Below are 16,992 nucleotides of genomic sequence, written 5' to 3' on the forward strand. Positions count from 1 at the left end.
ATCCCATCACATGCAAAACAATCCCGGAAGCCCCGTGAGGAGGCCTACCGGGGGACCCCGCTTGCGTCGGTTGTGTCCGGCATGAAGGCCATCGAGGAAAGGAGGCGTCATGAATAAGATCATCGAGCGCACCATGATTGTTCCCAATATGCACCTCCTCGAGGTTGAGGCCCCGGAGATCGCGTCAAAGATAAAGCCGGGACAATTTGTCATTGTCCGCGCGAACGACGAGGGCGAGCGGATCCCGCTTTCAGTGGCCGATTGGGACACGGAAAAGGGTACCATCACGATCATCTTCATGGAGGTTGGCGCGTCAACGGGCGCGCTGGCCTGTTTGAAGGCAGGAGACTCAGTGGCCACATGCGTCGGGCCGCTGGGCAATGCAACGGAGATAGGGCAATATGGCACCGTTATGGTTGTCGGCGGCTGCTACGGTATAGGCAGTCTCTATCCCGCGGTACGGGCGCTGAAGGATGCGGGGAACAAGATCATAACGGTCTTCGAGGCGCGGAGTTCCTACCTCATTTACTGGACCAATAAATTTGTCGCCCTTTCGGACAAGATCTTCAACATAACGCGGGACGGTAGCCTTGGCATGAAAGGGCACGTAACGCGGCTCTCGGATGTGATCAACAGCCTGCCGAACCCGCCTGACAGGATAATCGTCAACGGGTGTACCTATCTTATGGCGCATACCTCGGAGGTAACGAAAGATCTCGGGATACCGACGGTCGTCAATCTGAATCCGATCATGATCGACGGTACCGGGATGTGTGGCGTATGCCGTGTCACTATCGGAGATAAGATGAAATTTGCTTGTGTAGACGGCCCAGAGTTCAATGGTCATGAGGTCGATTGGAAGGAATTCCTGGCTCGGAGAAAGGCTTACATGAATGAAGAGACGATGTACTTCAGGCGCAGCGAACCAACCGTAGTCCATAAAGAGGGGAAATGTCACGAATGAGCGAAGAAAAGACTCCTGAAAAAACAAGCAAGATCGATTTAAACCGGAGAGATATGCCCAAGCAGTCTCCTGAAATGAGAAGCCATAACTTCAACGAGGTGGCGCTTGGCTACACGAAGGAGCTTGCCCTTGCCGAGGCGAGCCGCTGCCTGCAGTGCAAGAAACCGAGATGCGTCACCGGATGCCCCGTGGAGATCGATATCCCCGGTTTCATTGCCTGCGTTGTCAAAGGGGACTTTGCGGCGGGTATCAAAAAGCTCAAAGAAAAGAACTGTCTCCCCGCGGTAAGCGGACGGGTGTGTCCGCAGGAGAGCCAGTGCGAGTCGCAATGTATCCTGCGGAACAAGGGCGGCGAGATCGCGATAGGAAGGATTGAAAGATTCCTTGCGGACTGGGAGGCAGCGGAAGGCGTTGTCGATATCCCCGCGAGGGCGAACCTTACAGGGAAAAAGGTAGCTATTGTCGGTTCCGGGCCCGCGGGTGTTACCGTCGCTGGAGACCTGATCCTCCTGGGACACGAAGTGACGATCTTTGAGGCCCTCCATAAGGCGGGCGGTGTCCTGACGTACGGTATTCCTGAGTTTCGGCTTCCCAAGGCCGTGGTGGCAAGGGAAGTGGATTACGTCAGGAAGCTGGGGGTCAAGGTCATCACCGATTACGTGGTGGGGAAAACGCGTTCCATCGATGAGATCCTCCAGGAGTTTGATGCCGTTTTTGTCGGAACAGGCGCCGGACTTCCCTGGTTCATGGATATCCCCGGCGAGAACTTAAACGGGGTCTATTCGGCAAATGAGTATCTTACCCGCATGAACCTCATGCAGGGTTACAGATTTCCAAACTCGGCTACACCGATCAAGAGACACAAAAAGGTCGCAGTCGTCGGTGGCGGCAACGTGGCGATGGACTCGGCGAGGACGGCCCTAAGGATGGGGGCTGACGAGGTGCGGATCATCTACCGGCGTTCCCACGCAGAACTTCCTGCGCGGCTGGAGGAGAGCGAGAATGCCGAGGAAGAAGGCGTCATCTTCAACATGCTTACCCTGCCCGTCAAATACATCGGCGACGAGAACGGCTGGCTGAGGGAGATCGAATGTATCAAAATGGAGCTCGGAGAACCTGATGCATCAGGCAGGAGAAGACCTGTCGAGGTGCCCAATTCCAATTTCCGTATGGAGATGGATGCGGTGGTCTGTGCCATCGGCAACAGCCCCAACCCGCTGGTGCCTTCGACCACGCCGGGCCTCGAGACGACCCGCCACGGCACCCTCGTCGCTAATCAGGAAACGGGAAAGACGACCCGCGACAGGGTCTGGGCAGGCGGCGATATCGTTACCGGTGCGGCGACCGTCATCCTCGCAATGGGGGCGGGGAGAAAGGCTGCACGGGCTATCCACGAATTTCTAACAACAGGAAAGCAGTAAAGAGGGGGAACGGGGGGTATAGTAAGTCGTAACAAGCAGTTGAATCAATGAAAAACAGGGCTTGGGGGCCCTGTTTTTCATTGTACTATAAGGATGAGCATGGGTGTCGGGCTCTTCCCCGCAAACACGCTCATTCCGCTCCAGCGGCGCTGTTACCGGGGCTCACGTCGCCCCCTCCAGCAGCAAAGCTGCCGGAGCCACCCCTTCTCGCCCACGGTGTGGGCTGGTTTATGTCGCTCGCGTTCGGCTTCGGAACTTTTGCTTCGCAAAAGACCGAGCTTCCTCGCCTCACGACGGTTTGCTACAGGAAAGCCCGACACCAACGCTCCAACTATGTATCCGGGATAATTGTGATGATACAGCGAGGATTGTCTCGTTATATGACGAAATGTTCGAAGTCGTGTTTCGCGAAACGGTTCCCGGCGAACTGTATAGGAGCCGCAAGCCCCTTACGACTTATTGGCACTTACTTTGTCGTTCCTTCAGTCAGTGTTCCATTAATGAACTTATGAATAATACTTGATACATACGTTTGGTAAGGCAAGCCTTCTTTGACGGCCTTTCTTTGTAGTTCTATAAGGTCTCGTTCGGAAATCCGTATATTCAGTCTCTTGTCCTTTCTCAAGGTATTGCGAGCGTACTCTGCGAGTTCCTTTTTTCTCTTGGGAAGATCGGCAACAGGAACCCACTCACCCTTCTCGAAACTGTCCAGTATTTTTTTCTCTTCTCTTGTTAATTTAGTCTTCATGTTTTTCTCCAAGATATAGCTGCGTGGCCTTCCTGCTCGGGATAATAGTTTTCAGAAACAACTCTTCCTCATTCTCAACATAAGGAACAAGATATGCGTAATTGGCCACACCAATGACCATGATTCGTTGTCCGGGGTATGCTTTCTGATTGGGGTGCAGATAGTCGTCCAATATCTCACCCCTTTCAATGAAGAAAACCATATCCTCAAAACAAATTCCCCGTGACGCCTTGAGTGCCACACTTTTCTCCGTGTTCCAGTTTATATTTTTCACTAATCAATATTATCACATTGTGTGCATATTGGCAACATATTCGCACCCGCAGGTGGGCGCCAGGCTGTGCGAGATCAGCGGGAGGCCGATCTATGGCCGATTCGCTGCAACGACTTGTTGTGCTTTTGTTTAGTTGTAAATTCCTGTTCAATACGGTCGGAAAGAAATACTTTTACCAACGATTGGTAAGGCACATCGCGTTTATTGGCCAGTAATTTCAGATCTTCAAGCATAGCCTCCGGAAGACGCAGCGAAATTGTCTTTACCGATGGCTTTAAATTGGCAAGCTTCACCTTTTTTGCTTTTTTCCAATCAACGTATTCCGTTGAATCGTGGGTTTGCCAAAACTCCCTTTCCTCTTTCTCACTCTTAAACTGAGGGATTTTTTTCTTCATAGGATTCATATACCTTCCTCTCCTTCTTATTCATGTCTCTCGCGGAAACAACCCTTATTTTGTCTTTGCGAATCGTGAAGACCAGGAAGAGCAGCCTCCCTGAGTTGGTCTGACCAAGGACATAGGACCGACTTTCTGTCTCCGAGTGCTTTATGTCATCGCCGACGACAACAGGCACATTAAAGAAAGCCTGTTCGCATTCGACAGGCGTCACACCGTGCTTTCCAGTGATCTTATCAGAGTTGTGGATATCCCACTCAAATCCCGTGCACTGCAGCAAGCTGTCGATCATAACCTTTTAAAGTATATATCTATCATATACAAGTGTCAATATTCTAATGCAGAAACAAGACCTGTATCATTGAAGGAGCAAGTTTAAATGAGCAGTAAAATCAAAAATAAAGTTTGACCTCTCTGGTCCCGCTATTTCAAGCTGATGGCCTTGGCGGGACAGATCTCCTGGCAGCAGAAACAGGCGATGCATTTGTCCGGGTCCACTCGTGGGATGTGGTCATCCATCGACAGGGCGGATGCCGGGCACTGGCTGACACAGGAACCGCATCCGATGCACAGATCGGGATCGGCCTGCGGCCGCAGGAGGGTCCGGCTCTGAAGCATGGCCTGCGTGGTTTCATTATGATAGACTGCTTCCCCGCCCAAGGGAGGGAGCTTGAAGTCGCGAAGTCGTTTGAACTTGCCGATGATCTCGATTGTGCTGCGTTCGTAATCTCCCAGCCCCGCCTCTTTTGCCTTTTGAAGAAACCGGAGTCTGCCGGGGTCGCACCCCATCATCCTCGCTATAACGGCATCGAGGGCCACGGCGTTGTCGGATGCCAGGATGAGGCCTATGTCCCTGAGATCGGAACATGCCGGTCCGTTCCCCTCCATCCCGACCACGGCGTCAACGATGAAGAGGTCCGGTATCCTGAGGCGGAATACATCAACTATCATTTCATGGAAGCGTTCCGGGCTGCCCGCTATCCTGTGCAGCCTTGCCTTTTGGGCTCCGGGCAGGAAACCGTAGCTGTTCTTGATCGCTCCGGTCATAACGGTGAGGCCATGGGTCTTGAATTTCGGCAGGCTGATGATAATGTCTGCATCGAGCACGATCCGGGAGAGGCTCACGGAGGGCATGAAATCAGGATTAAAGCTGACCTGCTGCGAATCGTTCCCGATGTTTTGATAATAGCCTTTCGATGCCTCCATAAGGCCTGTCCTTTTGAAGGCTTCCTCGTTCGCGCCATAGCTGAAAAGGCCCGGATTGTCTCCCACAACAATGGAAGCCGGCCCCATCGATTCCACCTGGTCCACAACGGCACGAAGAACCGCAGGGTTGGTGACGATGCCTTCCTTCGCTTCCGAGGAGCGAAGCACGTTCGGCTTTATGAATACCTTCTTCCCCTTAAGTTTCAGGGTAAAGAGCTCGAAAACCCTGACGACAGCCTTATGAACGTTCTCGTATGTTGCGGGATGGATCATTACCTTTGCCACGGGTGAACACCTCTTCTTATCATACTACAAGTTTTGATTTTACGAAAAACAATACTTCTGTCGGGGACAGCACAGGGCTAAGCTGCAGCAACTGTTTTGGCGGGGCAACCTGTACATCTTTGCAAATAACTTTCTATGAGTTATGTTATTATACATATACCAATTCCGGAAGGGAGGCAGGCTATGGAGAATACCTTTAACGAGGTCGGCCCCGAAGGGCTGACGGATAATCCTTTCAAGCTGATCGGCAGGGACTGGATGCTGATCACCGCGGGGACGAAGGGATCGTTCAATACGATGACCGGCGCGTGGGGCGGGCTGGGGGTTATGTGGAATAAGAACGTGGCATTCTGCGTTGTGCGGCCCACGCGGTATACCTTTGAGTTCATGGAGCGGTCGTCGCAGTTTACGCTCTCGTTCTTTGATGAACAGTACCGCGACATCCTGACATACTGCGGGACCAAATCCGGAAGGGATGTCAACAAGGTGGCCGGGGCAGGAATTACGCCGGTTGTTTCAGACAAGGGGATCTATTTCGCGGAGGCGAGGCTGGTATTAATATGCAAAAAGATATATTTCCAGGACCTGCGGCCGGGAAATTTCTTAGTCCCGGAGGTAGAGGAGTTTTATCCCTTAAAGGATTACCACCGGATGTATGTCGGCGAGATCGTGCAGTGCCTTACGCGGTAAAGAGGTGACCGTGACCCGCCACAGAGGAACAACAAAACCATTCATTGTCGTCGCGCTGTTATGGGTGCTGATATCCGCCTGTCCGTTTTTAGCGTTTGCTGCAAGCCGGGCACCTTCGGATTTTGTCGATCTCCATGATGTGATCCCATCGATCGTGCCCGACATCAGGTATTATACCGCCCACAATTTTGTAGGTGAGCGGGTCGACGGATATAATGCCCCGAAATGTATAATTACGAAAAAGGCAGCCGACGCCATTGCCGGGGTGCAGAAAGAATTGATGGATGCCGGTCTTTCTCTCAAGGTCTACGACTGCTACCGGCCGCAGCGCGCGGTGAGTCATTTTGTCAGATGGGCGAAGGACGTAGGCGACACGAAGACGAAAAAGGAATTCTATCCCACCATCGACAAGCGGAACCTTTTCAGGGACGGCTATATCGCCGAAAGATCGGGCCACAGCAGGGGAAGCACCATTGACCTCACGATCGTGCCCATGCCTGTCCCGGCCCAGGAGCGATATGCCCCAGGGCAGACCTTACACGAATGTTATCTGCCGGCGGAAAAACGTTTCAAGGACAACGGTATGGACATGGGAACGGGATTTGACTGCTTTCACGAATTATCCCACACGGCGAACCGGGAAATAGGAAACACGCAGCGCATGGGCAGGCTCCTGCTCAAGACCCTGATGGAGAAATACGGTTTTGTCAATTATGACCGGGAATGGTGGCACTACACGCTGAAGAACGAGCCATACCCGGATACCTATTTTGATTTTGTTATTGAATAGAAGTTAGGGCTACTTAGGATGACTATGGTGTCGGACTATCCTACGCAAACACGCTCATTCCGCTCCAGCGGCGCTGTTACCGGGACTTGCGTCGCCCCCCTCCACGAACAAAGTCCGTGGAGCCTCCCCTTCTCGCCCACGGTGTGGGCTGGTTTATGCCGCTCGCGTTCGGCTTCGGAACTTTTGCTTCGCAAAAGACCGAGCTTCCTCGCCTCACGACGGTTTGCTTAAGGAAAGCCCGACACCATAGTCTACAACCACATTGTATGTAGCAGCGGGTGAACAGAATTTGTAACAAACGGAGGTTTTTGTGGAAGGAACAACGCCAGACAAAAACGGGATGCCCGGAGGGGCGGAAAGAAAGGAAAGGCTTGAGCGATCGAAGAAATCAAGGTTGGTCAGGCAGTTCCTTGCGGGGACCATCTTCATTGCGCTGCTTATCGGCGGCTGGTTCTATTCCATCATCGGCTATTTTATTCCTCTCTGCATGGTCATAGGTGTCAGCGTTGCCAGCGTGAAGGGCAGGACGTGGTGTAACTGGATGTGTCCGCGAGGGTCCTTCGCAGACTCTTACATGAAGATCATAAGTCCTGGAAGAAAGATCCCAAAGGCGCTTCGCTCGCTGCCTGTCCGCATCGGGGTTCTCGCTTTTCTCATGCTCATGCTGGTAGTCCAGATCGTAAGGCTCTGGCCTGACCCTTACGCCATCGGCAGATTTTTCATGATACTCCTTACAGTTACCACCACCGTAGGGATTATCCTGGCAATCATCATACACCAGCGTTCATGGTGTTATGTCTGTCCCATCGGGACGCTCTCCAACTGGGTCGGGAAGAATAAGAACCAGCTTATCATAGACAAAGATGCCTGCATTGAGTGCAAGCTCTGTGGAAAGACCTGCCCCATGCAGCTTGCGCCCTATGAACTGAAGAAGGAGGACCAGATGTCCTTCAAGGGTGATTGCCTGAAATGCAAACTCTGCGTAACGGCCTGCCCCAAGGACGCACTCCGCTTTCCCTGAGCCGGGGATTGGGGACGTCCTTCAATTATTCAATATCCCTTTTTCCACGTGTCCGTGTCCATCAATAGCAATGTTCTTTGTTTCGGCAATCTTCTTCCCTCTCATGACCGCATACGTTATTGAAGACGGCGACATGTGGCAACGCCGGGCAAGATCAGTAACTGCCATGCCAAGGTCGTGCACAGCCACATGGCACAGAACATCTCTGGCCTCGACATGGATCTTCCGGCGCCCCTTAGAAAGGATGTCGTCAGGATTCACGTTGTAGAGCGAGGCTATTCTGTTCGCTAACAGATTGAGGGTATATCCGGCGTGTTGCAGGGCAAGACGGCGTTCCCGGTCTTCATGCGCTTCGGAGAGGATTCTGGAGACAAAATCACTGTCTCCCAGTATCCGTTCATCGCCTTTGAGGCGCTGCTTCTCCTGTCGTATCTCTACCCAGCCTTTGTAGCTTCGCATAAGACCTCCTCCCGTTAAGTCATTGCGTTTGCCCTCATCGAATCCTGATTCTACGAAAGCCCTGTATTTCTTTCTTCCGGTTGCAGGGGTATTGCCGAATAGGCGAAGCACGTAGGACGTATCCTGCCACGTCCTCTGCGATTTGCCCATAAGGGCGCTGTGCCCGCAGTAGGGATATACGTCAAGATCGGAAGGGTGGATGATATGCGCCCGCAGGGGGTTCAGATGGATGTAGCGGACAAGTTCCTTGAAATAGATGTCTTCCTGACAGATAACGGATTTGTATCGATTCTGAAAAAGCTGACCCGACCTGTGATAACGGCGATTGAAAAAGACGGCATATCCTGTAAGGAGACGTCTCATGAGGCTGGCGATGCCTGGAGGACCGCTTCTGAAAAGAAAGTGGGCATGATTAGGTATCAATGCCCAAGCATAGCACGTTGTCCCGGTCTCCGGCAAAAGAGAGGCAAGACGTTCTATGAAATTGTTACGGTCGCGATCACCCCGGAAGATGTTCTTTCTCTCTATTCCCCGGATCATGACGTGATGCAATGCTCCTGCGGCATCAAGTCTGGCTGTACGAGGCATATGAGCGAAAATATATCACGGAGAGGTGATTGCCAATTGAAATATTGAAGGACGTCCCCATTCCCCGTCCCGTTGGGGAAGGCGGCATCGAGGTCTGTCCTGAGCCGGTAGGTGCCATAGGGATGGTATTCTATGGTCTCTTTCGTATTCCCCTCTCCGTCGGTTACGACAGAGGCGGAGTTGAGATGATTGCCGTGGTAGTACTGCATCCTCCCGTCTTCCCGGATGGAGGCTATCCTCTGGGTATTGGCGAAGAGGTGGATGATCGCCTCTGTCTAATCTTTTTGTTGACTTCTTTTGACAGACTTCATTATCGACTTAAGAATCGGGGCCATGCCCAATACCTTCTTCTCATCAAAACAAAAAGTGCTAATTAGGACACTATAATGATTTAGCGAGAGGCAATCTATGGCAGTTAGTTCTGGATAGCCTTTATTTACTCTCTCCCTGCAACTCCATGTAGACATTCCTGCGAATAATGACTGTACGTCCTGTGGAAGTTTTTTAAAATAGTGCAAGCCTTCAAGCCCTTTAATCCGATACATTTCTGATTCCGCTTTGTAATAAGAGTCAAAGTCTTTAAATGAATTAGAGTTGATGCGGACCACAACAATTGGATCTCTGGCGGGACTCGGATCCTCTTGCATTAATATTATATCTTTTTTTGTTTTATAGAATGTGATGGCGAAACTCATTTTTGTTGATGGAGGTGGCGGGTTGTACCAGAACCCTTGCGGAGGAGAAAACTCGATTGGTCCAAGTGTCACTTTTCCCGCAACTTGCTGAAGCAATTTACTCGGATCATCGGTGGCCTCGGAAACGCTGGTTGCCAGTACAATCAACAGAAACAAGAATGCAAAGATGAGCATTATATTCTTTTTCATCATCATCTCCAAAAAACTTAGTGAAAGTAAAAGAAACAACCACGTTGTGGACCTGGTTTTGGAGCTGCACATCTGTCTTGGGCTAAAGGACTGTTACCGTAAAAGTAACCCTCAGTTTGAAATCCCGGCGGTATGCTTTCCATCGGAATACGAGTTCCCCCACAAGTGTAACATGCCCATGAAGCTTTACAATTAGTGGCTCCTGTAAGATTACGAAAAGCCGTGCCAACATCATTGTTATCAGTCGCTATTGGTGTTGCTCCTATTTGCTTCCACTGGCCCGGACAATAATATCCGCCTTCTCGGTAATCAGGTGGCGTAACTCTCCACTCTACATCTCCTGACATCCGCAAAAATTCCTCCCCACCCTGCGTAAGATCATAGATCACTTTCTTCTCACTTTGTGCAAAAGCCTCTGTGCTGGTCCTGTCGGGAAACCATCTATTCCAATTTTTGGCAACATAGCCTGCTCCATATGCTCCTGCCATTGCCCCCAGCATCCCTGCTGCATAGTAGGCCAATCCATCAAGACCTCCGCTCGCATACGCCGCTCCGCCACCCGCTGCCATCACGCCATATCCTGCCCATTGCATGGCAGACGCGCCGTATTCAGCTCCGATGCCTCCGAGAAGCCCGCCCGTTGCCCCTCCTATTACCGCCCCCATCATTGCCCCCTGGAGGATGCCCTGGAGGTTGCCTCCGCTTAATGCAGAGGCGGTAGCTCCTCCTGCAGCGCCCGCGGTGATACCGGCGATGAACGTAGCCATACCCGGGGTTCCGGTACCCCCTGTAGCCCAAAATACTACCGCTGCCACGACCCCGGTAATAAAGGCATTGAACACATCCCCCAGGCTGAACTGTCCTGACGGATCAGTATATAGTACCGGATTATTGAGGCAATAGCTATACCTGTTGAATGCCTGTAAGTTGCCCGGCTCGGGGATGATGGAGTCGGCGGAGATGAACCTCCCTAAGAGGGGATCGTAGAGTCTGGCCTTGTAGTTGTAGAGCCCTGCCTCGTCATCGTCCTCCTGATCCGTGAAGGTATAGTTGACGTTGGGGAAGGCGGCATCGAGGTCTGTCCTTAGCCGGTAGGTGCCATAGGGATGGTATTCTATGGTCTCTTTCGTATTCCCCTCTCCGTCGGTTACGACAGAGGCGGAGTTGAGATGATTGCCGTGGTAGTACTGCATCCTCCCGTCTTCCCGGATGGAGGCTATCCTCTGGGTATTGGCAAAGAGGTGGATGATTGCTTCTTCATTCCGTACCTCATAGACCTCCCCGAAGTAAAGGGTGGTTGCGCCGGTGAAGTGGTTCTCCTTCCTTACCCTCTGATTGTTGCCGTCATAGGTGAAGGTGAGATAGGGCTGGGATGCGCCCCCTCCTACCCTCCTTGAGATAACCGAGGGCTTGTTGTCATGGTTCCAGGCAAGGTCTAAGGTAACGGATGTTCCTCCGTCGTATCGCTGGGTCATGTTGCCGTTTGCGTCATACTGGAAGGAGAGGTTCCCTGCCTGACGCACCGCATGGGGTTTGTTGCCGTAGAGGTAGGTATAGCTCCCCACATCGGATTTGGAGGTGATGTTCCCGATCACATCATAGGCATAGGTGTGGGAGTAGGGGTTGCTGCCTGTGCCGTTCGCGGTTGTGAGCCGGTCGAGGGCATCGTAGGTATAGGTATGGGTGATCGTATTCACCGTATCGGTGAGGGTGGTGATGTTGCCCTTCAGGTCATACTCATAGGAGAGGTTCTGGAGGGTGGCGACGGGGTTTTGTCCCTGAAGCTTTTCTGTGACGAGGGTGGCGAGCCTCATCGTATACGGGTCATAGGTGTAAGAGGTGCGGATGGAGATGTCGTTCGGTTTGGGGAAGGTCGCAACCGTTGGCTGACCGGATGCGGTATGACCGGAGTATTGGACATGGTAGGTGCTCGTGACGTAGTCCCATACACCCACCGTATTGCCGGCAACGTCGTAGACGTAGCCGTAGGACTTCTGGGGGTTTGTCTCATAGGTCATGGTGATCATTCTGCCTGCCGTATCATAGGTCTTGTTGATCGTGATACTGTTTGCACCGATCGTCTTTGTGCTTCTGGTTACCCGCTGCATGAGGTCAAAGGCAAGGACGCGGTCTTCCTTTGTCTCCCCTCCTGAAGGATCGGTGGTGGAGGTGAGCATGCCCTTTGAGTAGGGGATGGAAGGGTCGTCATAGGTATAGGTGACCGTATGGGCGGGATAGACCTTCTGGATGAGGCGGTGTAATGCATCATAGGTAAAGCTGATCGTCTGTCCCTTTGCATCGGTCTGGGAGATGAGGTTCCCTGCCTTGTCGTAGGCGTAGGTCCAGTATCCCATGTCGGGATCGGTCATGGAACGCTTCTTGCCCATGGAGTCGTAGGTCATGGAGGTGGTGTTCTGTTCCGTCTGCCCGTAGGCGGCTACGACCTGGATCAGGTTGCCGAGCGTGTCGTAGGTGTAGACGGTGACGATGCCGCAGGGGTCCTGGGTTGTCCGTAACCGGTTGTGGACGTCATAGGTGGAAGCGCTCCAGTGGTTCATCTGGTCACGTACCTGCCTTGTCAGGCCCTGGTAGGAGGTGATGACCTGCCCCCCGTCAGGGGAGGTGGTCTGTGTTACCCGTGAGAGGCCGTCATACTGGAAGCTCGTGTAGACCGGGGTATCGATGGCGGCGAAGTAGGGGTTCGATTTGTGGGAGACCCTCCCTATCACATCGTAGGAGGTGTCGAGGGCGATCGTCTTGCCCTCGGGGCCTGTCGACCATACCCGGTAGGTCCTGCCGAGACCGTCGAAGAAGGCGTCAGAGTAGTGGTCGATGGGCGAGGCGCCGCCGATGATGTGCTCTCTCTTCTCCACGAACTGGGTAGCGGGGTTGCCGAGGTTCGCGTAGAGGTACGTCGTGTATCCCCCGTCAGGACGGGTCTCCTGGATCAATCTCCCGAAGACATCGTACTGGGAGGTAATAGCATACCCTGTACCCTGGAGGTGGGGAGGGGTAAGGGAGAGGAGCCTGCCGGTGCCGGGGTTATAGACCGTCCTTGTTACGTGGCTTACGGCGTTTGTCGTCTCATAGACAAAGGCCTTTGTTGCAGCGTCATAGGTGTAGGTAGTTGCATGGTTCATGGGATCGATGACAGAAGAGATGCTGCCTTCGGTGGCGTACTGGTAGGTTACTACAGGGTTCCGGGTGGGATTGCTGTTTGCACATTCTGAAGCGGGATTGTCGCTTTTGCAGACCTCTTCAGTGAGAAGGTTCCCGGTGGTGGAATGGTAGGTCATCCACTTCGCGCTTTTGATGTTCCCCGAGTGATCCTTGACCTTCACCTCTGTCGGCTTGGCGATGATCCAGGGAGTGGTGTAGTTCGTATAGGCATAGGAGGTGTCCACGTCCTCTTCGGCGGCGGCGCCGTGCTTATACTCACGGATAACGTTCAGGTAGGTAGTGTCATATTCATAGTCGATGGCGTAGGTATAGGGGGCATAGCCGCTATCGGTGACGGTTGATTGCACGGTTTGGAGGTAGGGATACGTGACGCCGACTGCCATGGTCCCGATCAACCAGGTGTTGTTCACCTGGCGGGTGTGTCCCTCGAAGGAGGTGGTGAGCTCCGCCTCGGTGGAACCCTTGCAGGTGATGTCCTGGTGGTACCATGTTTCTGTCTTCGATTCATAGGTGGAGGCATCCCGCATCTGGTACGCAACGGCGTATCGGAAGCCCCTGAACTCCCTCTCTATGTAATCGAATAATCCTCCGGAGTACGCATACTTCGTGGTGTATGAGCGCCCCCTGCCGTCGCTGTGCGTTATCTGCGAGACGGTCCAGACGATAAAGGGCAGATAGGTGTTCTGATAGGCAGAGGAAGGGGTGTAGGAGATGGAGGTGGTGGCGCCGAGACCGTTGGTGATAGATACGAGGAGGTCGTTGCCCGCATCGGCGAACTTAACCTTCCGCTTGCCGGTGGTCGTATAGTAATTGATATCGGTCCTGCCGTCGCCGTTGAAGTCTCTACACTCCCAACAGCCCGGGTCCAAGTCCAAACAGTACCTGTCAGGCATGTTGAAACAGGGTCCGTCGGTAAAGGTGCCGTCGCCGTTACTAAACTTTACTTTCCAGCTTCCGTCAGAAGGTGTAGTGTAATAAACGATGTCAGTTTTGCCGTCGCCGTTAAAGTCGCCGTAGGACCAATAACCCGGATCCGAGGAGTACCTGTCGGGGATGCTAAACCGGGGTCCATCGGTAAACGTTCCGTCGCCGTTGCTGAACTTGATCTTCCAGCTTCCGTCAGAAGGTGTGGCGTAGTAAATGATGTCAGTTTTTCCATCCCCGTTGAAGTCGCCATAGGACCAGAATGATGGGGACCAGCTGTATATGTCGGGGACAGAGAATGCAGGACCGTCGATAAAGGTGCCGTCGCCGTTACTGAACTTCATCTTTCGATAGCCGCTTGAAGTGTAGTAACAGATGTCCGTCTTCCCGTCGCCGTTAAAGTCGCCGTAGGACCAATAACCCGGATCCGAGGAGTACCTGTCAGGGACGCTAAACCGGGGTCCATCGGTAAAGGTGCCGTCTCCGTTGCTGAACTTGATCTTCCAGCTTCCGTCAGAAGGTGTGGCGTAGTAAATGATGTCAGTTTTTCCATCCCCGTTGAAGTCGCCATAGGACCAGAATGATGGGGACCAGCTGTATATGTCGGGGACAGAGAATGCAGGACCGTCGATAAAGGTGCCGTCGCCGTTACTGAACTTCATCTTTCGATAGCCGCTTGAAGTGTAGTAACAGATGTCCGTCTTCCCGTCGCCGTTGAAATCACCATACCACCAGAACGATGATTCCCAACGGTATCTATCGGACACGGCAAATGCAGGGCCGTCGGTAAAGGTGCCATCGCCGTTACTGAACTTTATCTTTCGGTCGGTTCCGGGTCCTTTTATAAGGTAGCAGATGTCCGTCTTCCCGTCGCCGTTAAAATCACCATACCACCAGAACAACGGATCCCAACTGTATACATATGGCCAGAACCACGGATCATAACTGTATATATCCTGGTGGACGTCAATCTCGCCGCCGTCATAGAACGAGTTGGTCTTTTGTTCATCCCACCCAAGCGTCACCGGGGGGAGTGCATCTCCCGCGGTGATCGTTCCCGACGCATCGAGCGCCGTGTTGTTCCCGAAGAGCGTCACCGTCTTGAGGAGCGATCGCCAGGTGCTCCCGCTTGTCACGTAGGTGAGGCGGTACGCCCGGACTATTGCCCCTCCCGCTCTTATCTCGATCGTCTTCAATCTCTTTGCGGTCTTCACCTGATAATTGGTGGTGAACATGACGGGGACGTCCGTCCGTGACTCAAGGTAGAACTTCACGTAGTTCGTTGTGCCTAAGCCTGCGGCAGTGTTCCCCGTGTAGTCGATCCTGTCGGGATAGATCTCCCCCTGGTCTTTTGTGTAGGAGACGGTCATATAGTTGCCGTTCGTATCGATGACCTTGTCAAGACACCACTTGAAGACCTTCGTGCCGCTTACAAAATCCTGCCGTGAGGCAGCAGTGGAACCGTAGTAGTACTTTGTCCCTTCCTTGCTTGTTACCTCCCATCCGCCGGTTGAGGTATTGTAATAGTATTTGGAAAGCGTCCCTTCGATCCGTGCCCCATAGTAGTTCGTGCCCCAGTCGGTCCGGGAGACAAGCTCTGCGGAAGAGCCGTTGATCGCTGCCACGTAGGTGTTTGTGGTATAGCTCACACCCCGCTTCGTCGAGCGCTGGATCGCGCCCAGGTCGATCGTCCATCCCATGCCGATCCACCCGCTTCCTTGTTGGCTGCTATAGTTAAGGGCAAGCTGGGGAGCAATGCCTTTTCTTCCCGGGGGAACTTCAATGGGTATCTTCGCCGTTGCAGCCCCGGCAAAACGGGAGACGTTGGTTGAGGGGGAGAGCGCACTTGTAATGCCACCGCCGGCTCCTCCCGGAACCGACATCATCATTGTCCGTGAAGGGGCTTTTGATTCTTCCTCATTCGTCCTTTCAACGGATTCTTGTGCGGCAGGCTGCTGTGCCTTTGAGGGTTCCGCGGCATAGGCGGAGGGCACGAAGAGATCTGCCGCGAAGGAGAGGCACAGCCCTGCATGGGGCATGGAAAAGAGTGAGAATAGGACGATCAGAAGCCAGGTAAAACGGCGGAAAGGCCGTGACCCGGACAGACGCATGGATGACCCCCCCTTTGCACTACAATAAAGGGGCATCAGAGAGATACGTCTTCCTTTCTTCTGTATTGTGATGAGAGCGCTGTCCATGATCCCCCCATGAATCTACTCTTGTATGTGTTTGTGTATCAGAAGCAGGGAGATGGCGTCAACGGAAATGATCCGGATTGACCAGAATCAGGGACGGATCGGGCGGGTTGGGGTTTTTATTAAGCCTTATAGAGAATGCCGTTGGTATCTCCATGGGGGATTTTTCAAGATCTTATCGCCGTCTTATTTGCGGGTGATGGCCAGGATTATGACTTTGCCGACGACAATATGATAATATGCACTGAGATTGCCGCTTCTCAATCTATAGAGGGGCGGGTCAAAACCTGTTAACTTCTTGATCCTTGTCTTTCCGAAAGGGAGGGGAGAGATCTCCAGATATGATCCCACATCCTTTACAAACCGGATGGCATCATCCGTTTCGAGTGATTCCATTTCTTTTTGTGCTGACGGGTTGAATATGACCTTAACCCCTTTTGACGCCACGGCGCTTCCCCAGTTTATTTATGAGGGCATCTGCGGTTATACCCCCCCGCGCCCTGTATTCTGCGTACGCTTCTTCTATCCTGGCTTTAAATGCAGGGTCATTTTCTATCAGGTAATCGGCGAGGTCTTCCTCTGTTATATAGTGAAGGATAGCCGCAGGCTTACCGTATGCCGTAATGACAATATCCTCTTTTTTAGATTTTTTGAGAATATCCATAGTTTTATGTTTGAGCTCTTTAATACCCGCAAAACGCATGGGGGCCTCCTTTGTCAAGTTACACTTTAGTGTAACTTTAATGGTTATACGAATCAATGAGAATTTTGATTGTGTAACCGGCCTTTTGTCTTGACAATTTTGTTCTGCTTGTGCATATTATCACAAAACCATGCGTGATAGGCATGGCCTGCCATTGACAAGGGGTTGGTTTTTACTATACTATTTGTTTTTCACCGGTAAAGTGCATTCTACGATGAATACGGCGCAAAATCCCATATCTCAGGAAAAGAGCGATTTTTATGGT

16 protein-coding genes are annotated in these 16,992 nt (G+C 52.5%); 5 read left to right on the forward strand and 11 right to left on the reverse strand.

What is annotated here, in order from left to right; all coding sequences use genetic code 11:
• The first annotated feature begins 109 nt into the window (after nucleotides 1-109).
• Together PHU49_06115 and gltA are read left to right on the forward strand one after the other, a co-directional pair.
• Complete coding sequence (locus PHU49_06115; GenBank protein ID MDD5243575.1) at nucleotides 110-964, forward strand: sulfide/dihydroorotate dehydrogenase-like FAD/NAD-binding protein; 855 nt, start codon at nucleotides 110-112, stop codon at nucleotides 962-964.
• Nucleotides 961-2,385, forward strand: coding sequence for an NADPH-dependent glutamate synthase (gene gltA / locus PHU49_06120; GenBank protein ID MDD5243576.1), 1,425 nt, complete (start codon nucleotides 961-963; stop codon nucleotides 2,383-2,385). Before PHU49_06115 ends, gltA begins: the two co-directional genes overlap by 4 nt.
• Before the next feature lie 466 nt (nucleotides 2,386-2,851).
• On the opposite strand, the gene PHU49_06125 is transcribed toward gltA, so the two are convergent.
• From PHU49_06125 to PHU49_06145, 5 genes are all read right to left on the reverse strand, one after another.
• Nucleotides 2,852-3,133: a hypothetical protein gene (locus PHU49_06125; GenBank protein MDD5243577.1), complete on the reverse strand. Its 282-nt coding sequence runs from the start codon at nucleotides 3,131-3,133 to the stop codon at nucleotides 2,852-2,854.
• A complete protein-coding gene (locus PHU49_06130; protein ID MDD5243578.1) occupies nucleotides 3,123-3,374 on the reverse strand; it encodes a hypothetical protein in 252 nt (83 codons plus the stop codon). Before PHU49_06130 ends, PHU49_06125 begins: the two co-directional genes overlap by 11 nt.
• Before the next feature lie 107 nt (nucleotides 3,375-3,481).
• Complete coding sequence (locus PHU49_06135) at nucleotides 3,482-3,802, reverse strand: BrnA antitoxin family protein (GenBank protein MDD5243579.1); 321 nt, start codon at nucleotides 3,800-3,802, stop codon at nucleotides 3,482-3,484.
• Nucleotides 3,777-4,094, reverse strand: a complete 318-nt coding sequence (locus tag PHU49_06140) for a BrnT family toxin (GenBank protein ID MDD5243580.1) — start codon at nucleotides 4,092-4,094, stop codon at nucleotides 3,777-3,779. The genes PHU49_06135 and PHU49_06140 overlap by 26 nt, the downstream gene beginning before the upstream one ends.
• A gap of 131 nt (nucleotides 4,095-4,225) precedes the next feature.
• Entirely contained in the window at nucleotides 4,226-5,293 is a 1,068-nt protein-coding gene (locus tag PHU49_06145; protein ID MDD5243581.1) for a DUF362 domain-containing protein, read from the reverse strand.
• Nucleotides 5,294-5,476: 183 nt separating this feature from the next.
• On the opposite strand from PHU49_06145, the gene PHU49_06150 reads away from it, so the two are divergent.
• From PHU49_06150 to PHU49_06160, 3 genes are all read left to right on the forward strand, one after another.
• Nucleotides 5,477-5,983, forward strand: a complete 507-nt coding sequence (locus PHU49_06150; protein ID MDD5243582.1) for a flavin reductase — start codon at nucleotides 5,477-5,479, stop codon at nucleotides 5,981-5,983.
• Nucleotides 5,984-5,993: 10 nt separating this feature from the next.
• The gene (locus tag PHU49_06155) at nucleotides 5,994-6,773 is read left to right on the forward strand and encodes a M15 family metallopeptidase (GenBank protein MDD5243583.1); all 780 of its coding nucleotides are present in this window, start codon (nucleotides 5,994-5,996) and stop codon (nucleotides 6,771-6,773) included.
• 310 nt (nucleotides 6,774-7,083) lie between these two features.
• Entirely contained in the window at nucleotides 7,084-7,794 is a 711-nt protein-coding gene (locus tag PHU49_06160; GenBank protein MDD5243584.1) for a 4Fe-4S binding protein, read from the forward strand.
• Between the two features lie 21 nt (nucleotides 7,795-7,815).
• Here PHU49_06160 and PHU49_06165 read toward each other — a convergent pair whose 3' ends face one another.
• The 6 genes from PHU49_06165 to PHU49_06190 all read right to left on the reverse strand — a co-directional run bounded on the left by PHU49_06165 (nucleotide 7,816) and on the right by PHU49_06190 (nucleotide 16,727).
• The gene (locus tag PHU49_06165; GenBank protein ID MDD5243585.1) at nucleotides 7,816-8,793 is read right to left on the reverse strand and encodes a transposase; all 978 of its coding nucleotides are present in this window, start codon (nucleotides 8,791-8,793) and stop codon (nucleotides 7,816-7,818) included.
• Nucleotides 8,790-9,050 carry a hypothetical protein gene (locus PHU49_06170; GenBank protein ID MDD5243586.1) on the reverse strand — a complete coding sequence of 87 codons (261 nt, stop codon included), beginning with the start codon at nucleotides 9,048-9,050 and terminating at the stop codon, nucleotides 8,790-8,792. Before PHU49_06170 ends, PHU49_06165 begins: the two co-directional genes overlap by 4 nt.
• A 66-nt stretch (nucleotides 9,051-9,116) precedes the next feature.
• Complete coding sequence (locus tag PHU49_06175; protein ID MDD5243587.1) at nucleotides 9,117-9,725, reverse strand: hypothetical protein; 609 nt, start codon at nucleotides 9,723-9,725, stop codon at nucleotides 9,117-9,119.
• Between the two features lie 17 nt (nucleotides 9,726-9,742).
• On the reverse strand, nucleotides 9,743-16,027 hold the full coding sequence (locus PHU49_06180) for an FG-GAP-like repeat-containing protein (protein MDD5243588.1): 6,285 nt from the start codon (nucleotides 16,025-16,027) through the stop codon (nucleotides 9,743-9,745).
• 183 nt (nucleotides 16,028-16,210) lie between these two features.
• Nucleotides 16,211-16,471 (reverse strand): hypothetical protein, encoded by a 261-nt coding sequence (locus PHU49_06185; GenBank protein MDD5243589.1) that lies wholly within the window; start codon nucleotides 16,469-16,471, stop codon nucleotides 16,211-16,213.
• Nucleotides 16,452-16,727: a hypothetical protein gene (locus tag PHU49_06190; GenBank protein ID MDD5243590.1), complete on the reverse strand. Its 276-nt coding sequence runs from the start codon at nucleotides 16,725-16,727 to the stop codon at nucleotides 16,452-16,454. Before PHU49_06190 ends, PHU49_06185 begins: the two co-directional genes overlap by 20 nt.
• Nucleotides 16,728-16,992 lie beyond the last annotated feature (265 nt).

Source organism: Syntrophorhabdaceae bacterium (assembly GCA_028713955.1).
GTDB lineage: Bacteria > Desulfobacterota > Syntrophorhabdia > Syntrophorhabdales > Syntrophorhabdaceae > UBA5609.